13 protein-coding genes are annotated in these 16,045 nt (G+C 56.2%); 11 read left to right on the forward strand and 2 right to left on the reverse strand.

Features of this window, described 5'->3' with window-relative positions; translation table 11 throughout:
• The first annotated feature begins 27 nt into the window (after positions 1-27).
• The 8 genes from guaB (at position 28) to ACYVHC_RS07070 (ending at position 10,340) form a co-directional block, all read left to right on the forward strand.
• Positions 28-1,500 (forward strand): IMP dehydrogenase, encoded by a 1,473-nt coding sequence (gene guaB, locus ACYVHC_RS07035; RefSeq protein WP_460612959.1) that lies wholly within the window; start codon positions 28-30, stop codon positions 1,498-1,500.
• A 185-nt stretch (positions 1,501-1,685) separates the two neighbouring features.
• Positions 1,686-3,785 (forward strand): PP2C family protein-serine/threonine phosphatase, encoded by a 2,100-nt coding sequence (locus ACYVHC_RS07040; RefSeq protein WP_460612960.1) that lies wholly within the window; start codon positions 1,686-1,688, stop codon positions 3,783-3,785.
• A 14-nt stretch (positions 3,786-3,799) separates the two neighbouring features.
• The gene (locus ACYVHC_RS07045; RefSeq protein WP_460612961.1) at positions 3,800-4,129 is read left to right on the forward strand and encodes an STAS domain-containing protein; all 330 of its coding nucleotides are present in this window, start codon (positions 3,800-3,802) and stop codon (positions 4,127-4,129) included.
• Between the two features lie 26 nt (positions 4,130-4,155).
• Positions 4,156-4,569 (forward strand): ATP-binding protein, encoded by a 414-nt coding sequence (locus ACYVHC_RS07050; RefSeq protein ID WP_460612962.1) that lies wholly within the window; start codon positions 4,156-4,158, stop codon positions 4,567-4,569.
• A 188-nt stretch (positions 4,570-4,757) separates the two neighbouring features.
• Positions 4,758-7,064 (forward strand): peptidylprolyl isomerase, encoded by a 2,307-nt coding sequence (locus ACYVHC_RS07055; RefSeq protein ID WP_460612963.1) that lies wholly within the window; start codon positions 4,758-4,760, stop codon positions 7,062-7,064.
• 289 nt (positions 7,065-7,353) lie between these two features.
• Positions 7,354-8,742, forward strand: a complete 1,389-nt coding sequence (locus ACYVHC_RS07060; RefSeq protein WP_460612964.1) for a peptidylprolyl isomerase — start codon at positions 7,354-7,356, stop codon at positions 8,740-8,742.
• A gap of 105 nt (positions 8,743-8,847) precedes the next feature.
• Complete coding sequence (locus tag ACYVHC_RS07065; protein ID WP_460612965.1) at positions 8,848-9,810, forward strand: AAA family ATPase; 963 nt, start codon at positions 8,848-8,850, stop codon at positions 9,808-9,810.
• Positions 9,811-9,899: 89 nt separating this feature from the next.
• Positions 9,900-10,340: a hypothetical protein gene (locus ACYVHC_RS07070; protein WP_460612966.1), complete on the forward strand. Its 441-nt coding sequence runs from the start codon at positions 9,900-9,902 to the stop codon at positions 10,338-10,340.
• 194 nt (positions 10,341-10,534) lie between these two features.
• Here the strand turns inward: ACYVHC_RS07070 and ACYVHC_RS07075 are convergent, their stop codons facing one another.
• Positions 10,535-11,419, reverse strand: a complete 885-nt coding sequence (locus ACYVHC_RS07075; RefSeq protein WP_460612967.1) for an SDR family NAD(P)-dependent oxidoreductase — start codon at positions 11,417-11,419, stop codon at positions 10,535-10,537.
• Positions 11,420-11,661: 242 nt separating this feature from the next.
• Between ACYVHC_RS07075 and ACYVHC_RS07080 the strand changes: the two genes are divergently transcribed.
• Positions 11,662-12,180, forward strand: a complete 519-nt coding sequence (locus ACYVHC_RS07080; protein WP_460612968.1) for a GNAT family N-acetyltransferase — start codon at positions 11,662-11,664, stop codon at positions 12,178-12,180.
• A gap of 43 nt (positions 12,181-12,223) precedes the next feature.
• Here ACYVHC_RS07080 and ACYVHC_RS07085 read toward each other — a convergent pair whose 3' ends face one another.
• Positions 12,224-13,393 (reverse strand): hypothetical protein, encoded by a 1,170-nt coding sequence (locus ACYVHC_RS07085; protein ID WP_460612969.1) that lies wholly within the window; start codon positions 13,391-13,393, stop codon positions 12,224-12,226.
• A gap of 195 nt (positions 13,394-13,588) precedes the next feature.
• Here ACYVHC_RS07085 and recA point away from each other — a divergent pair, with 195 nt between their 5' ends.
• Together recA and ACYVHC_RS07095 are read left to right on the forward strand one after the other, a co-directional pair.
• Complete coding sequence (gene recA, locus ACYVHC_RS07090; RefSeq protein ID WP_460612970.1) at positions 13,589-14,680, forward strand: recombinase RecA; 1,092 nt, start codon at positions 13,589-13,591, stop codon at positions 14,678-14,680.
• A gap of 258 nt (positions 14,681-14,938) precedes the next feature.
• A complete protein-coding gene (locus ACYVHC_RS07095) occupies positions 14,939-15,727 on the forward strand; it encodes a DUF3108 domain-containing protein (RefSeq protein ID WP_460612971.1) in 789 nt (262 codons plus the stop codon).
• Positions 15,728-16,045 lie beyond the last annotated feature (318 nt).

Genomic DNA, 16,045 nt, shown 5'->3' on the forward strand with positions numbered 1-16,045 from the left:
TAAGCGGAACCTAACCTACTTGTTGCCATGGCCGACCACGCTGCCAAAATTGCCTTCGAGGCGCTTACCTACGACGACGTCCTGCTACTGCCCGGTTATTCGGAAGTATTGCCCCGCGACGCCGACCCCAGCTCCCAGCTTACCCGCAACATCCGGCTCAAGCTTCCCTTCGTTTCAGCCGCCATGGACACCGTAACCGAAGCGGAAATGGCTATTGCCATGGCCCAGGAAGGCGGCATCGGCTTTATCCATAAGAACATGAGCATTAAGGCTCAGGCCGAGTTGGTGCGCCGGGTAAAGCGCTCAGAGAGCGGCATGATCCTGGACCCGTTCACGCTGGAAGAAACCGCTACCCTCGCCGATGCCAAAAAGCTGATGCGCAACAACAACATCGGGGGCATCCCGATTGTGGATGGCGAGCGACGCCTCAAAGGCATTCTGACCAACCGCGACCTGCGCTTCGAGAAAGACATGACGCGCTCCGTTACGGAGGTGATGACCAGCGAAAACCTGGTTACCGCCGATGCCGGCACGGACCAAGCGCTGGCAGAGGATATCCTGCAGGAATCGAAAGTTGAGAAGCTGCCTGTGGTTGATACCGAAGGTCGCCTCGTGGGCCTTATCACGTATAAAGACATTCGGAAGCGCCGCCGCACGCCCAACGCCTGCAAAGACGAGTTCGGCCGTCTGCGCGTAGGAGCAGCCGTGGGTGTTACGCCCGACCTACTTGACCGCATTGCTGCCCTAGTAGAAGCAGGTGTGGACGTAGTAAGCGTGGATACGGCGCATGGCCACAGCAAAGGCGTGCTCGACGCAGTTCGCAACATCAAGTCGAAGTTTCCGAACCTAGAAGTTATTGCCGGCAACGTGGCCACCGCCGAAGGAGCCCGTGCCCTCGCTGATGCTGGCGCCGATGGCGTGAAAGTGGGCGTAGGCCCTGGCTCTATCTGCACCACTCGCATTATTGCCGGTATCGGGGTTCCGCAGCTTTCGGCCGTGCTGGAAGCCGCCCGCGGCCTGGAAGGCACCGGCGTTCCGCTGATTGCCGATGGTGGCATTAAATACTCCGGCGACGCTGTGAAAGCCCTGGCCGCCGGCGCCGGCACCATCATGATTGGCTCGTTGTTGGCCGGTACTGAAGAAGCCCCCGGCGAGGTAACCCTGTTCGAAGGCCGTAAATACAAGAGCTACCGCGGCATGGGCTCCGTGGAGGCCATGGAAGAAGGCTCGAAAGACCGCTACTTCCAGGACGCCGAAGACGATGTAAAAAAACTAGTACCCGAGGGCATTGTAGGCCGCGTGCCCTACAAAGGCCTAGCCGCCGAAGTGCTGTACCAGCTGGCCGGCGGCCTGCGCGCTGGCATGGGCTACTGCGGTGCCGCTACTATTGAAGCACTGCAAACGGCCCGATTTGTGCGCATTACCGGCGCCGGTCTGCGCGAGTCGCATCCCCACGACGTGCAGATTACCCGCGAGGCGCCCAACTACAGCAGCCGCTAGGGCCCTGCTCCTTCTCAACCCAAAAAAGCCGATGTCCGTACAGGTCATCGGCTTTTTTGTGGGAAGCTAGGAAGCCGGTTGTCCGGAATCCGACGGGTAGTTGTGCCTTTTCGAGTGCACCATGTATCTTGCCCATTCATTTGCCTTCCACTTCGGCAGCCTGACTTCCTAGTACCCCACACTTCATGTCGTTTCTCCGGAAGCTGAACGCACTTCTGCTACCCTTTTCTGTAATAAGCTGGCTGGGGCTGGTGGCGTGTACGTTGCTGTATGCTCACCCAACTCTGCTCGGCAGTGCTGTAAGCCTACCGGGCTGGTTGCTGCTGCTGGTGCAGGCCGTTTTTGTGGCGGCCGTGTTTCTACAGGAGCGGTCGGCGGCTGAGCGGTTGCGCGGCCTCGATTTTGTGGCACTACTGCGCCGCCTAGTACTAGGCCCCGGGTTGCTGGCAACCGTTTGCGTAGGCTTGCACCTGTTGCAGCAGCTAGTGCAGCCGGAACTATCGGCCCGCAGCTCGGTAGCCTTCACGGCTATATATACCCTCAACGTTGGGTTGTTTGTGGTTCTGCTGGCCCGCACCAACTACGCCTGGCGGTCGTTAGTGCTGTTTCGTAGCTCCGCGAAGCTGCGGACGCAATGGGCTTGGTTTGAGGGGCTGCTGGCCCTTACGCTACTGCTGCGCCTTTTCACCTGGACCCCTCCGTATAGCTTAGCCACTGCGCTGCTCGGAGCCCTAGCGGCTTTTGGCGCGTATCTGAGCTCTCATCAGAAGTGGGTGGCCTACCTGAGCCGCCGTCAGAAGCTAGAAGCACTGGTGCTACAGCTGGCCGTAATTCTGGCCATGCTGGTGTTTGTAGCCTATTTCCTGCACGTACAGCAAGACCCGCAGCTGGTGGCCCCGCCTACCCAGCAAGCGTTTCTGGTGCTTAATGCGTTTTTCGCCGTGTTTTACGCCCTCATGGGGCTACTGGTCACAGCCTTCAATCTGCCTACAGCTAGCGTATTTGAGCAGAAGCGGGAAGAAATTTTAAGCCTGCAGCGCCTCACTCAGCTTATTCAGCGCGGCCAAAACGCCGAGGAAGTGTACCGCATGTTTTTTGACTCCGCCATTCAAACCGTGGAGGCCGATGCCGCTTGGCTGGAAATAGAAACTACCAGCGACGAAGAGTATACCGGACAGTACTACCACCTCGAACCTGCGCAGGCCCGTGCCATTCGGGAGCTGCTGGCCGATTATAACCTAGGCCACATTGAGTACCTGAACAATGACCTGCTTAACAGCAGTGGCTTCCGGAACCTGAATATGGAGTTCGGGTCGCTCATTGTGATGCCGCTGCGCTCCAGCAAGCGCCAGTACGGGGCACTGTACATGCTGAAAGCGTCGTCGCAGGGCTTCGACCGGGAAAACCTGAGCATCCTGCAAACCTTTGCCAGCCAAACGGTGCTCAGCATCGAAAACCTGCAACTGGTACAGGCCTCCTTGGATACCCAGCGCGTGCAGGATGAGCTCAAAATTGCCTCGGCGGTGCAGGATAGCCTCATCCCAAAAAACCTGCCTATCGATAACTGGTTTGAAATCAGCTCGCATGCGCTGGCGGCCACAGAAGTAGGCGGCGACTTCTATGACTTCCTGCACCTGCCCGGCCGGCGACTGGCCGTGCTTATCGGCGACGTATCGGGCAAAGGCGTAACAGCGGCTTTCCACGTGGCCCAAATGAAAGGGATTTTTCATGCCCTGATGCAGGAGAACCCCCTGGCCCGTAATGAGCGGGAGAAGTTTCCGGTGCCGAGCAAGTTTATGGCCCAGGCCAACCACGCCTTGGCCCGCTGCCTTGAGAAGTCGGCTTTCATTACGGCTTCACTCTACATCATTGATTATGAGCACGGGGGCTTTGTTTTCGCTCGTGCCGGCCACTGCCATACGCTCTACTACCACTCTATTAAGGAGGAAGTGTCGTACTTCCGGACGGCGGGCCTGGGCCTGGGTATTATCCGGAACGAAGGCTACGAGAAATACATCAAAAATCAGTTTTACGACTATAATCCGGGTGATGTCATGGTCATTTATACCGATGGCATCGTAGAAGCCCGCGGGGCCAACCAGGAAGAATACGGAGAAGAGCGGCTCAAGCAGATGCTGGAGCGCACCTACTACCTAGAAGCAGAGCAGATTAAGGAGCAGATCCTGACTGATCTGAACGATTTCAGCCGTGGACAACCCATGCACGACGACCAGACGTTACTGGTCATCAAGTTCCGAGCGGCTCAACCAGACGGCAGCCTTTAACGTTACAAAGAGGTATGAAAATAACGCAACAGTCAACCGAAAATACCCTCACCCTCAGCCTCGACGGTGAGCTAGATGCCAGCTCCTCTGTGGTACTGGATACCGAGCTAAGCAAACCCGAAATTCTGGGCAATCAGAAAGTACTGATTAACTGCCAGAACCTGAACTATATTTCCTCAGCCGGCTTGGGCGTTTTCATTTCTCACTTGCAGAGTTTTCAGGACGCTGGCGTGAAGCTGGTTTTCTTCAACATGCAGGATAAAGTCCACAACGTGTTTGAGATTCTGGGGCTCGACTCGCTGATGACGATTGTACCGTCAGAGGCGGAGGCTACGGCCATTTAGGAGCTCCGTACGGAACCCAAGGGAGCATGAGACACGCAATCCGAATCAGCTGCACACGCCGCAACCTCAAGGTGGTGCGCGACTTCGTGAGCGAATTTTTACTTAGCTATCAGCTCTCTGATCTGCTGGTTAACCAGATTGTGTTGGCCGTTGATGAGGTAGTAGCTAACCTAATTATTCACGGCAACGGCGAAAACGAGTCGCAGTTTCTGGATGTGCGGGTAGCGGTGGTGAATCAGGAATTCGGAATTGAAATCGAAGACTCCAACCTTACATCTTATTCTCCTAATACCTACCACGAGCCAGATTTGCAGGAGTATGTTCGCATCGGCAAAAAAGGCGGGGTAGGCATGATGCTGGTCAACCGTATTATGGACCGGGTGGAGTTTAGTACCAAGGGCGAGCGTAACTTATGCCGCCTGTATAAGAAAATAGGCTAACGACTCGTTATCAGAGCTGTCGGCAGAACGAGCACCCCGCTTTTGGGGTGCTTTTTTCTTAGCCGACCCCCGGGGCGCTTTGCCCGCTTGCGCCCGGAAAAAAATCCGTAAAATTGCAACAGTCCGCTTTCCGCACCCGTGCTATTGCCCGGCCGGATTACCCGCTTTGCCGATTCCTTTATTTCTGTATGCACAAACGCATTTTGTTTGCCGGCACTGCCGCGGCCGCTCTTCTGGCTGGGTGCCAAGCTACCAAACCTACCTCCTCCGCTACATCTCCGGTAGTTGAAACCCTGGGCACTACCCAGGTTCCGGCTTCAGAGTTTGCTTATATCTATCGGAAGAACAACAGCTCGGCGCCGGAATTTGGCACCAAGGCCAGCGTTCAGGAATACCTTGATCTGTATACCAACTTCAAGCTGAAGGTGCTGGAAGCCGAGCAGCGCGGCCTTGATACTACCCAGGCGTTTAAGCGCGAGCTGGATGGCTACCGCCAGCAATTGGCACAACCCTACCTCACGGAGAAAAGCGTAACCGACAAGCTGGTGCGCGAAGCCTACGACCGCCTGAGCAAGGAGGTAAACGCCTCGCATATTTTGGTGCGCGTAATGCCCGACGCCGCCCCGAAAGACACACTGGCAGCTTACCAAAAGGCACTAGCCCTGCGCCAGCGCGTAACCGGCGGCGAGGACTTTGGCAAAGTAGCCCGCGAGGCCTCGGAAGACCCATCGGCCCGCGAAAACGGCGGCACGCTCGGCTATTTCACGGCCATGCAGATGGTGTATCCGTTTGAGTCGACGGCGTACGTAACGCCTGTAGGGCAGGTGTCGCAGCCGGTCCGTACGCGCTTTGGCTACCACCTGATTAAGGTGAACGATGTGCGCAAAGCCCAAGGCGAAATTAAAGTGGCGCACCTCATGATTCGGGCCACGCCCGGCATGCCCGCCGCCGACTCCGTAACGGCCAAAAAGAAGGTAGATGAGCTGTACAACCGGCTGACCCGCCGTAATGAAAACTGGGAGAAGCTGGTAGCGCAATTTTCGGAAGATGCTGGCTCGGCGGCCAACAGCGGCGAGCTGCCCCCCTTCGGGACCGGCCGTATGATTCCGTCGTTTGAAGAAGCCGCCTTTAAGCTTCAGAAGCCCGGCGACATTTCGCAGCCGGTGCAAACACCTTATGGCTGGCACATCATTAAGCTGCTCGAAAAACAGCCAGTGCCTTCATTTGAAGCCATGGAGCCCACGCTGAAAAGCAAAGTCGCCAAGGATTCCCGCTCGGAGCTGAACCGGACGGCCTTCCTGAAGCGCGTGCGCACCGAAAACAAGTTTGAAGAAAACCAGCCTGTAAAAGACTACGTGTTTACCAAAGCCGACACGGCGTTGGTTTCGGGCCGCTTTCAGTACACGGCTCCTGCTACCCCCACTAAAGGCAGCAAGGCCAGTAAAACTCCAACTGATAATTCTACCCTATTCACTATCGGGGGCAAGCCGTATTTGGTGAAGGACTTCCTGACGTACGCGCAGCAAAACCAAAAGCCTCGGGCCGGGGCTGAACCACGTTTTGCCATGCAGCAGCTTTATGATCAGTATGTAGATCAGAGCCTGACGGACTACGAAAAGGCCAACCTGGAAACCAAATATGAAGACTACCGCATGCTCGTGAAGGAGTACCGCGACGGTATTCTGCTGTTCCAGCTCATGGATGAGAAAGTGTGGAGCAAGGCCATTGAGGATACCGTTGGGCTCCAGCAGTTCTTCGCCGCTAACCAAGCCAAGTACCAGTGGGAACCTCGCGTACAGGCCACAGTAATCAGTGCTGCTACCCCCGAGCTGCTGGCAAAGGCCCAGCAACTCCAGAAAACAGGCCGTTACCAAGTAAAAACCGGCGTACCAGCTCCGGTAGCTTTCCGCACCAACTCAGCTGAGCTGCCAGCGGGCTCTCCGGCCCTTGATGACCTAGCATCTCGCCTAGGTGCCGATGCAACCGTAAGTGTGACTGTGGTAGGGCGCGTAAAGAAAGGCGAAGCAGCCGCGCTGGCTCGCCGGCGAGCTGACCGGGTAGTAGCCTATCTGCGCAGCAAAGGCGTAGAAGCAAACCGCCTGAAAGCAACCACTGAGACCAAAGCCGCTGCTACCCCTCAGGTTGCCTTCGAACTGACCACCACGAACCCAACCGCTATGGAAGGGATGCTGAATACGCAAAATCCGTTGGCCGTACAGGTGCAGCAGCGCAGCTTCCAGAAAGGCGACAACAAGGCCGTCGATCAGTTTTTGAGCAGCGCACCCGGCACCTACACCACGCAGCAGGATGGCCGCTACTACGCCGTAACGGTAGAGAAGCAGTTGCCCGCCGGCCCCAAAACCCTGGCCGAAGCCCGCGGCCAAGCCACTTCCGACTACCAGAATTACCTGGAGAAAGAATGGATTGGCCAGCTGAAGCAGAAGTACCCGGTAACCATCAACCAAGCTGAGGTAGACAAGCTGGTTACGAAGTAAGCACGCTCACTCCAAGCAAACCGGGAGCGGGAAGCTGCCAGGCATGAAGGATGTTTTTTCCTTTGTCCGGCGCCTTCCGCTCCCGGTTTCTTTTTACTAGGCCCGTAGTCACGTGCAACGTCCGAAGACAAACTCGGCTCTAGGCTCTTGAAACGGCACTAATGGCCTTGCTCGGCTGTTTTTGCCAGTGAAAGGATTTATGATGAAATTTACGGGCAGCTTTTGGCGTTTTGCCTGCTGTCTGGTCCCGTGTCAGGTTGTTGACGAAGGGGCATTACGGAAAGATTCCATGATTCAATGTTTGCGAGTACCGGCCCGTCGGGTGCTGTTAAGTGCGGTTCTGATGGCAGCTTCCGCCACGGCTAGCTTCGCCCAGTTGGGCGTGGGGCGCCCGGTCGGCCTGAAGGTGGTAGATGGCATTATTGCCAAAGTCGATAATCAGATTGTGCTCCGCTCCGACCTAGAGGGGGCTTACGCCCAGGAACTAGCTAGGGCGGAAGGCAAGCCGTTGCCTCCGGATATCAAATGCCGCATTCTGCAAAGCCTAGCCCTAAACAAGCTGCTCTTGGCCAAAGCCGAAACCGACTCGGTGGTAGTAGAGGATACGCAGGTACGTAGCGAGCTAGACCGCCGGATGGCCTACTTTATCCAGCAGATTGGCTCTGAAAAGAAGCTGGAGGAGTACTACAACAAGCCCGTAAAGCAGCTCAAAGAAGAGCTGCGCATACAGGTGAAAGAGCAGCTCATTCAGCAGAAGATGCAGGATGAAATTGCGGGCAAAGTATCGGTAACGCCTCGCGAGGTGCGCCAATTTTTCTCCCGCATGCCTAAGGACAGCCTGCCGTACTACTCTACTGAGGTAGAGGTTGGCCAGATTATTAAGCTAGCCAAAACCAACACGAAGGCCAAACAGGAAGCGCAAACCAAGCTCAACGATTTGCGCGCCCGCATCCTGGCCGGCGAAGACTTCGCCACGCTGGCCAAGCAGTTCTCTCAAGACCCCGGCTCGGCGGTGGAGGGCGGCTACCTAGGTTTCTTTAAGCGCCGTGAGTTGGTGCCGGAGTACGAAGCCGCAGCTCTGCGCCTAGAGCCCGGCGGACTGTCGCCAATTGTGGAGTCGCAGTTTGGCTTCCACCTGATCCAGTTGATTGAGCGCAAAGGCGATTCGTACAGCACCCGCCACATTCTCTTGAAGCCTGAAACCGGTTCTTCTGATACCAACGAGGCAACGCAGGAGCTAAACAAGCTGCGTCGCCGCATTCTGGCCGACAGCGTTTCCTTCGCGAAAGCGGCCAAAGACAACTCCGACGACAAGCTCACGGGCGGCAACGGCGGTCTGATGCAGAATCGTCGCGACGGCAGCACCTACCTGCCCCTCGACCAGCTTGATCCGGCTATCTTCTTCACCATTGATACCATGAAGGTGGGTAGTGTAACTCCGCCCCTGCCTTACCGTACCGACGACGGCAAAGACGCCGTACGGATTCTCTGGCTGAAGTCGAACACGGCGCCTCACCAGGCTAACCTGAACGACGACTACCAGAAAATTGCTGCCGCGGCCCTCAACGAGAAAAAGAACAAAGCCCTGGATACCTGGTTTGCCCAGAACCGGGGCACCGTGTACTTGGAGGTAGACCCCGAGTACTCAGGCTGCAAGCTGCTCAACTCTTCTCTGTAACAACCCAACCAGATAGGAGAAGGAAGATGTTGAACCGGCCCGGCCGGGCGCAACATTGTCTTTCTTCTCCTGTCTTTGCGTTATACCCATCCTCATTCCTAGTCTATGCAATTTGCCTCTGATAAAGAAGCCGCCGACGCGCTGGCCCGTTCCTACCAGACGTTGCGCCGCGAAATCGGCAAGGTGATTATCGGACAAGATGAGGTGGTTGAGCTGGTACTCACAGCGGTTTTCTCGCAGGGCCACTGCCTGCTGGTGGGGGTACCAGGGCTAGCCAAAACGCTGCTCATCCAGACTATTGCGGACTCGCTAGACCTGTCGTTCAACCGGGTGCAGTTCACGCCGGACCTGATGCCCTCCGATATTGTAGGCTCGGAAACCCTAAACCAGCAGCGCGACTTCCACTTTGTGCCCGGCCCCATTTTCGCCAACATTGTACTAGCCGACGAAATCAACCGAACCCCGCCTAAAACCCAGGCGGCCCTGCTAGAAAGCATGCAGGAATATGCTGTAACGGTGGCGGGGAAACGCTACCCCTTGCAGCGGCCGTTTTTCGTGCTGGCTACCCAGAACCCCATTGAGCAGGAAGGCACGTATCCGTTGCCGGAAGCGCAGCTGGACCGGTTTATGTTCAATATCGAGCTAGGCTACCCCAGCTACGAGGCTGAGCTGCAAATCGTGAAGAACACCACTTCTGACTCCAAGCCTACGGTAAACAAGATATTGCACGCCGATGAGATTCAGGCGTTTCAGCACCTAGTGCGCCGTGTGCCCGTGGCCGATAACGTGGTGGAATATGCCGTGGGCCTCGTGCACAAGACCCGACCCAACACTGGCCGCGCGGCCGCCCGCGCTACGCAGCTGCTGGAATGGGGCGCCGGCCCACGCGCCTCGCAGCACCTGATTGTGGGCGCCAAGTGCCACGCGTTGCTGCACGGTAAGTACTCGCCCGATATTGAAGATGTAAAAGCGGTAGCGCTGCCCATTCTGCGTCATCGCCTTGTTCGTAACTTTAAAGCCGAAGCCGAAGGCATCACGGTGGAGCAGATTGTAAAAGAGCTATTGTAGGAAGAGGCACACCGGAGGCAGCGCTTTTACTAGCTCTTCGTGTACCTTCAACCCACTACAAGCCCTAGGAAATAAATACCCCTTACGTAATGGAAGCAGCCGGTTACTACCAGCAATTTGAGCGCAACCTCGCCATCATCATCAGCGGCCTGGAGGCTGGGCTGGATATTCGGACCACCGCCTTGGGCACCTCGTTGCCACTGGAAGTGTACGTACTGAGCGAGGTGCTGAACCAAGGCGGCGGCCAGTTTCGCTTGACCACGGAAGGCCCCCTAAATCGTCTACGCGAGTTTTATGCGCAGTTCCGCGAGCAGGAAGCCAGCAATGTAGCTTTGTTGCAGCGCATTCTGGAAGACAAGAAAGCCATGATGCGTACCCCCGAGGGCCGCGTGCTGACCAAGGAAATGCTGATTCGCCGGTTGGAGTACTTCAATGAGGCTGCCCGCCAGATTAACGTGATGCGCAATCAGCACGCGCTGGGTAGCCCACCACAGGCACGCTCCGGCATTGGGGCCGAGCTTCAAAAGTAAACCACGGATTCAACCGGCTTTTCCGGATGACACGGATTTCGTGCTGTGCATTCATCTTTTCCGATCCTGTGAACTGAAACCAATACAAAAGGCCGTCCCAACCGGGGCGGCCTTTTGTATTGTCGGCTTCCATAAGACTTCTCAGATTAGGCACGAAATCCGTGTCATCCGAAAAAGCCGGCTAAATCCGTGATCTAGCTCATCGTAGCTAGGGCGTCTTTGCGCACTTTCGTGTTGCCTTCCTTAGCGTGCTGCAGGTGCAGGTCGCCGGTGGGCTGCTGTTTTAGGTGCGCAGGTACTTCCTCGCCCGGCAGGCTCTTAGAAGCCGTAACGCCGCCATCTACGAAATAGGTAGCCCCGGTCACGTAGCTGGCTTCATCGGAGGCTAGGAACAAGTACACGTTGGCTACTTCTTCGGGCGTGCCGCGGCGGCCCAGCGGTACCCCGTTTACCGTATTTTTCTCCATTTTGGAGTTCATGGGGCCAGTTTCTTTGTGCGTCCAGGCCGTATCGATGGGGCCCGGGCCGACGCAGTTTACGCGCACGCCGTGTTTGGCTTGCTCCACGGCTAGGCCTTTGCTGAAGGTCATCACCCAGGCTTTGGTACCGCCGTAGGGCGTAATCATGGGAGAACCCATCTGCCCGGCTTCAGAGCCCGCCGACACAATGTTGCCTTTCGTTTTTTGCAGCTCCGGCAGGGCGGCGCGCGTCATCATAAACACCGAGTAGATGTTGTTTTTGATCATATACTCGAATGCGTCTACCGGATACTTATCCAGCTCAGCGGTGGCCGGAAACACCCCGGCATTATTTACTAGGATGTCGAGTTTGCCGAACTCCTTTACCGTGGCCTTCACGCAGGCTTCGGCGGCCGCCTGCAGGGAGATGTCGCCGAGGTAGCCGATGGCCCGGCCTCCTTCGGCCAGAATTTCGTCTACTACTTCGCGCACCGGGTCGTTATCGAGGCCTACTACCACTACGGAAGCGCCCTCTCGCGCAAATTTTTTACTGATGGCTTCACCAATGCCCGAGCCTCCGCCCGTAACAATGGCCACTTTATTCGTGAGTCTGCCTAGCATGATACGTGTAACTAAAGTTGGTAGAAAAGGAAAGCAGCCAGGGCTTGCATTGAAAGCGCCGGCTAGCTTCTATTTTGAACGATGAGCCGGCTGGTGGGTTTCTGTTTGCCTACGTAAGCCTTGGTGCTTTCCTGGGCTGTTGCCCCTGTTCTGCTTTGTTGCCCCCTCTACTGCTCCAAATTATGTACGCCGTGCCGCCTCAACCTGCTCTTCCGACTGCACCGCTGGTTACGGCCCGACTCATGCTTCGCCCCTACCTGCCTGCCGACGAAGCCGAGTTTTATCAGCTGATTCACAACAACCGGGCGCGACTGCAGCCTGCCTTTCCGGCCCGTGAGGCTAGCGTCCGGACGCCCGCCGATGCCACTCTGGTGCTACGCCAGTTTCGGCAAGATTGGACTTCAGGCCGGCTGTACGTGTTTGGCATCTGGAACCAGGAAACCCAGCAGTACCTCGGCGACATCAGCCTGAAACCCACCTGGACCACCCCAGTTACGGCCGAAATCGGCTACTACCTTGCTGCCGAGGCCGAAGGCCAAGGCTACGCCCGCGAAGCCCTGGCCGCAATTGCCACGTTTGGGTTTGAGCAGCTGCGGGTGGCGCGCCTGCTTATCCGGTGCCGCGCCGACAATCCTCGCAGTTGCGCCGTGGCCGAGGCCGCCGGCTTTCACCCTCTGCCGCCGCGCCCAAAGCTGGTGCGGGTTTTCACCAGCCAAGCCATTCTGTACTACATCCGTAAGCCAGAACAACCAGTGGAGTAGTTCAGCAGCTCTGTTTTACTAGGGTTACTTCTGGCGGCAACCGCTAGTCGGCGCCTCGGCGGAGGGTAGTGAGCAGAAAGCTTTGATTGAAGTTCAGGTACAGGGCGAAGGAAAAGTCGAACAGCCCGTTATTTAGGTCGTAGAGCGGCTCGAAGCGGGTAGTAAGCACCAGATTGCCCGGCAGCTTGTAGTCGCGCAGCACCCGCAGTATCAGGAGCTGCCGCTGTCGCTCAATATAGTTGGGGTCAACAGCCGACGAGGAAATAGAACGGTACAGGCGGCCACCCAGCGGCGAAATGTAGCTGTTGCCGTGCCAGTAGGCCACCTGTAGGTTGGAAAGGCGCGTATCGAGGCCGGCATTTAGATACAGGCCCGTCCCGGATTTGTACGGCAGCACATAGCTGAAGGAATAGTCGTGGAAGTACGTGACGTACCCATCGAAGCTGGCGGCTTGCACGAAATGAGAGGCTAGTGCCTTGCGCACGCGCACGCCGGTAGCCACATTGAACAGCGTTTGCAGCGGCACATCAATGGTATCGAGCTGGCCGCCGCGGTGGGTTGCCGTAAATTGGAAGGGCAGCCGCACCAGCCACCGCGTAGAGTCCCCGAGTACGTGGTGCTCCGTGCTGAGGCCGCCGGCTACTTCTTCCTGAAAATTGCTGTAGCGGTATTGCTGCCGTTGCCAGTTTACCCACGCATCGAGCCTAGTGCGCGGCGTTTGGAGCAGATACTGAATGCCTTCTTCGAGCCGATTGGTAATGACGCGCTCAAAATCAAACATCGGCTCAATGTAGCCGTGGTGCAAGTGGCCTTCAATATTGCCGAAAACCAAGCTGTGCTGGCCCTCCTGGTACTTAAGCGTGAACAACGGGCGTACTTGCCGCAAGCGGGGCGTACCATAATCTTTCCAGAGGTACACCCCGGCCTCCAGGCGCAGGTTAGCGGCCGGGAAGTACACCAGCCGCGGCGCCAGCTGCGCCCCGAAGTACGTGAGACCCGGATCAATTTTATTAAAATACTCGTTGTCTTTATTGAACAGGAAGCCCTGTACATCCAATCGGAGCTGGCGCTCGTAAGCTGGCCCCAGGGGCAAAGGGTGCGTAAACGCCCGATTATCAAGCTGCGCCGTAGCGGACAGGATAGTACTTAACCAAGCTACCAGCGTCAGTATCAGAGAGGTAGAAACCGTCCTTTGTTCTAAAAATTTTAGCACCAGAAAACTTTACTAAAATCAACGAATTTTTTTAGCATTGTGGGCACAAAATATAGCCCGGCGGCGTTACCACTAGCCGACCCAAACGGGGGCCGGCAGTGTAGCGCAACTGGTGTGCGGCCCGATTGTATGGGCACCCCAAAAAGCCTACATTCACCAAACGTAAGCATTTCCAAATAACCCCTCCTATAGAGTATGGCTGCAACCACTGACAAGGCCGTCAACGCCAACGCCGAGAAAATGAAAGCCCTCCAGCTTACGCTGGACAAGCTGGACAAAAGCTACGGCAAAGGCACCGTAATGAAGCTCAGCGACAACAAGGTGATGGACGTAGAAGTCATCAGCACCGGTTCGCTAGGCCTTGATATTGCCCTAGGTGTAGGTGGCGTGCCCAAAGGTCGCATCATCGAAATCTACGGTCCAGAATCGTCGGGTAAAACTACCCTCACGATGCACTGCATTGCCGAAGCGCAAAAGAAAGGCGGCATGGCTGCTTTCATTGACGCCGAGCACGCATTCGATCCGTTGTATGCTAAAAAGCTGGGCATCGACACTGAGAACCTGCTGATTGCGCAGCCCGACAACGGCGAGCAAGCCCTGGAAATAGCCGACCAGCTGATTTCTTCCGGCGCCATTGATATCATCGTTATCGACTCCGTGGCGGCCCTGGTGCCCAAAGCGGAACTGGAAGGTGATATGGGCGACTCGAAAATGGGTCTGCACGCGCGTCTGATGTCGCAGGCACTGCGTAAGCTGACGGGTACCATCAATAAGACTAACTGCTGCTGCATTTTCATCAACCAGCTGCGCGAAAAAATCGGGGTTATGTTCGGCTCGCCTGAAACGACCACCGGTGGTAACGCCCTGAAATTCTACGCTTCGGTTCGTCTCGACATCCGTCGGATTGGCCAGATCAAGGAAGACAAGGACAACGTAACCGGTAACCGCACCAAGGTGAAGGTGGTAAAAAACAAGGTAGCGCCACCCTTCAAGGTGATTGAGTTCGACATCATCTACAACGAAGGCATTTCGAAAGTAGGCGAGATTCTCGACCTGGGTGTTGACATGGGCATTATTGCCAAGTCGGGCTCTTGGTTCTCCTACGACGGCAACCGCCTGGGTCAAGGTCGTGAGGGTGTGAAAACCATTCTGCAGGACAACCCCGAGCTAGCCGAAAAAATCGAAGCGCAAATCCGCGCCAAGGTGAAAGGTGAGCCGGAAGCAGCCCTGGCTGCTATTCCGGAGGACCGCTCCATTGACGAGGACGACGACACAATGGAGCTGTAAGCTCACGTCAGGCCTATAATTTTGAAAGCCCCGCTACCCTGTAGCGGGGCTTTTCTGTTTTGGAATTACTAGGGTAAAAACCGGCTCAAGCTCAACCAAACCACTAGGCCATTTCTTTTCGTAAATCCTGCTTTCCGACGTGCCCTAATCCGAGTATATTTGCTGGCACTGCATTTGAGAAGACACCGGCTTTACTCTACCATTCGCCGCTCTTACATGATTCGCCGCTGGTTTCTTTTTCCTGTACTTGCGCTGCCCATGGCTGCGGCGCTCATGGCTTTTGCTCCGGGGTCAGAGCCGTTGCGCACCATTCCGAACTCCAGCTTTGAGCGGGGCGAAGTGCTGCAATACAAGGTGCACTACGGCCTTATTAACGCCGCTGACGCCACCATTGAGATTGACAACGCCATTCAGCACGTGAACCAGCGGGCCTGCTACAGGGCTACCGTAACGGGCCGCACTACAGGCTCCTTCGATTTCTTTCTGCGCATTCGGGACACGTGGCGCTCCTACATCGACACGACCAGCATTCTGCCGCAGCGCTTCTATCGCAATATTGAGGAGAACAACTACCGCAAGCGCGAAACTGTCGACTTCGACCATTTCCGCGACGTAGCGGACGTAGAAAGCCATAAAAAAGACAAGAACAACGTTAAGAAAGGCACGTTTAAAGTGCCCAATAACGTGCAGGACATAGTAAGCGGCTTTTACTTTCTGCGCACGCTCAACTACGACCAGCGGCGCATTGGTGAGGTAATCAAGGTGCAGGGGTTTTTCGATGAAGATGTCTTTGAAATGGACGTCGTGTTCAAGGGCCGCGAAAACGTGGAAACGAAGGCCGGAGTTATTCGCGCCATTCGACTGGTCCCGAAAATGCCCAGCAATAAGTTGTTTAAAGGAGAAAACGCTATTTCCGTATACCTCTCCGACGACCGAAATAAAATTCCGGTTCTGATTCAGGCTGAAATGTTCGTGGGCGCCGTGAAGGTGGACATGTACAAATACAAAGGGCTTCGAAACCGGCTGAACCTGGTGGCTCAAAATTGATACTGTTGTAAAGCGGCTTCCGTCTGGGGGCCGCTTTTCTTTTTTAGTGCTTTCCCCTCCGTACGCCCTTCTCCCCTACATGCACACAACCAGCACTACCCGCCACCGACCTACCTTGCAGCTGCCGCGCCCGGCCCGGAAGCCTGTCAAAATCACGAGGCATGCGGCGGACTACGAGTGGCCAGCGCCCTCCACCGAGCGTGGCAAGGTCCCGGAAGCCTTGCTACTTAGCAGTGCCGCAGCGGCGCGTAACGAAAACGTAACACGCCAGGCCCGCCGCCCTGCGGTACTTTTGTCTTCGAGAATACTCTTCTACCC

It is taken from the genome of Hymenobacter seoulensis (assembly GCF_054780535.1).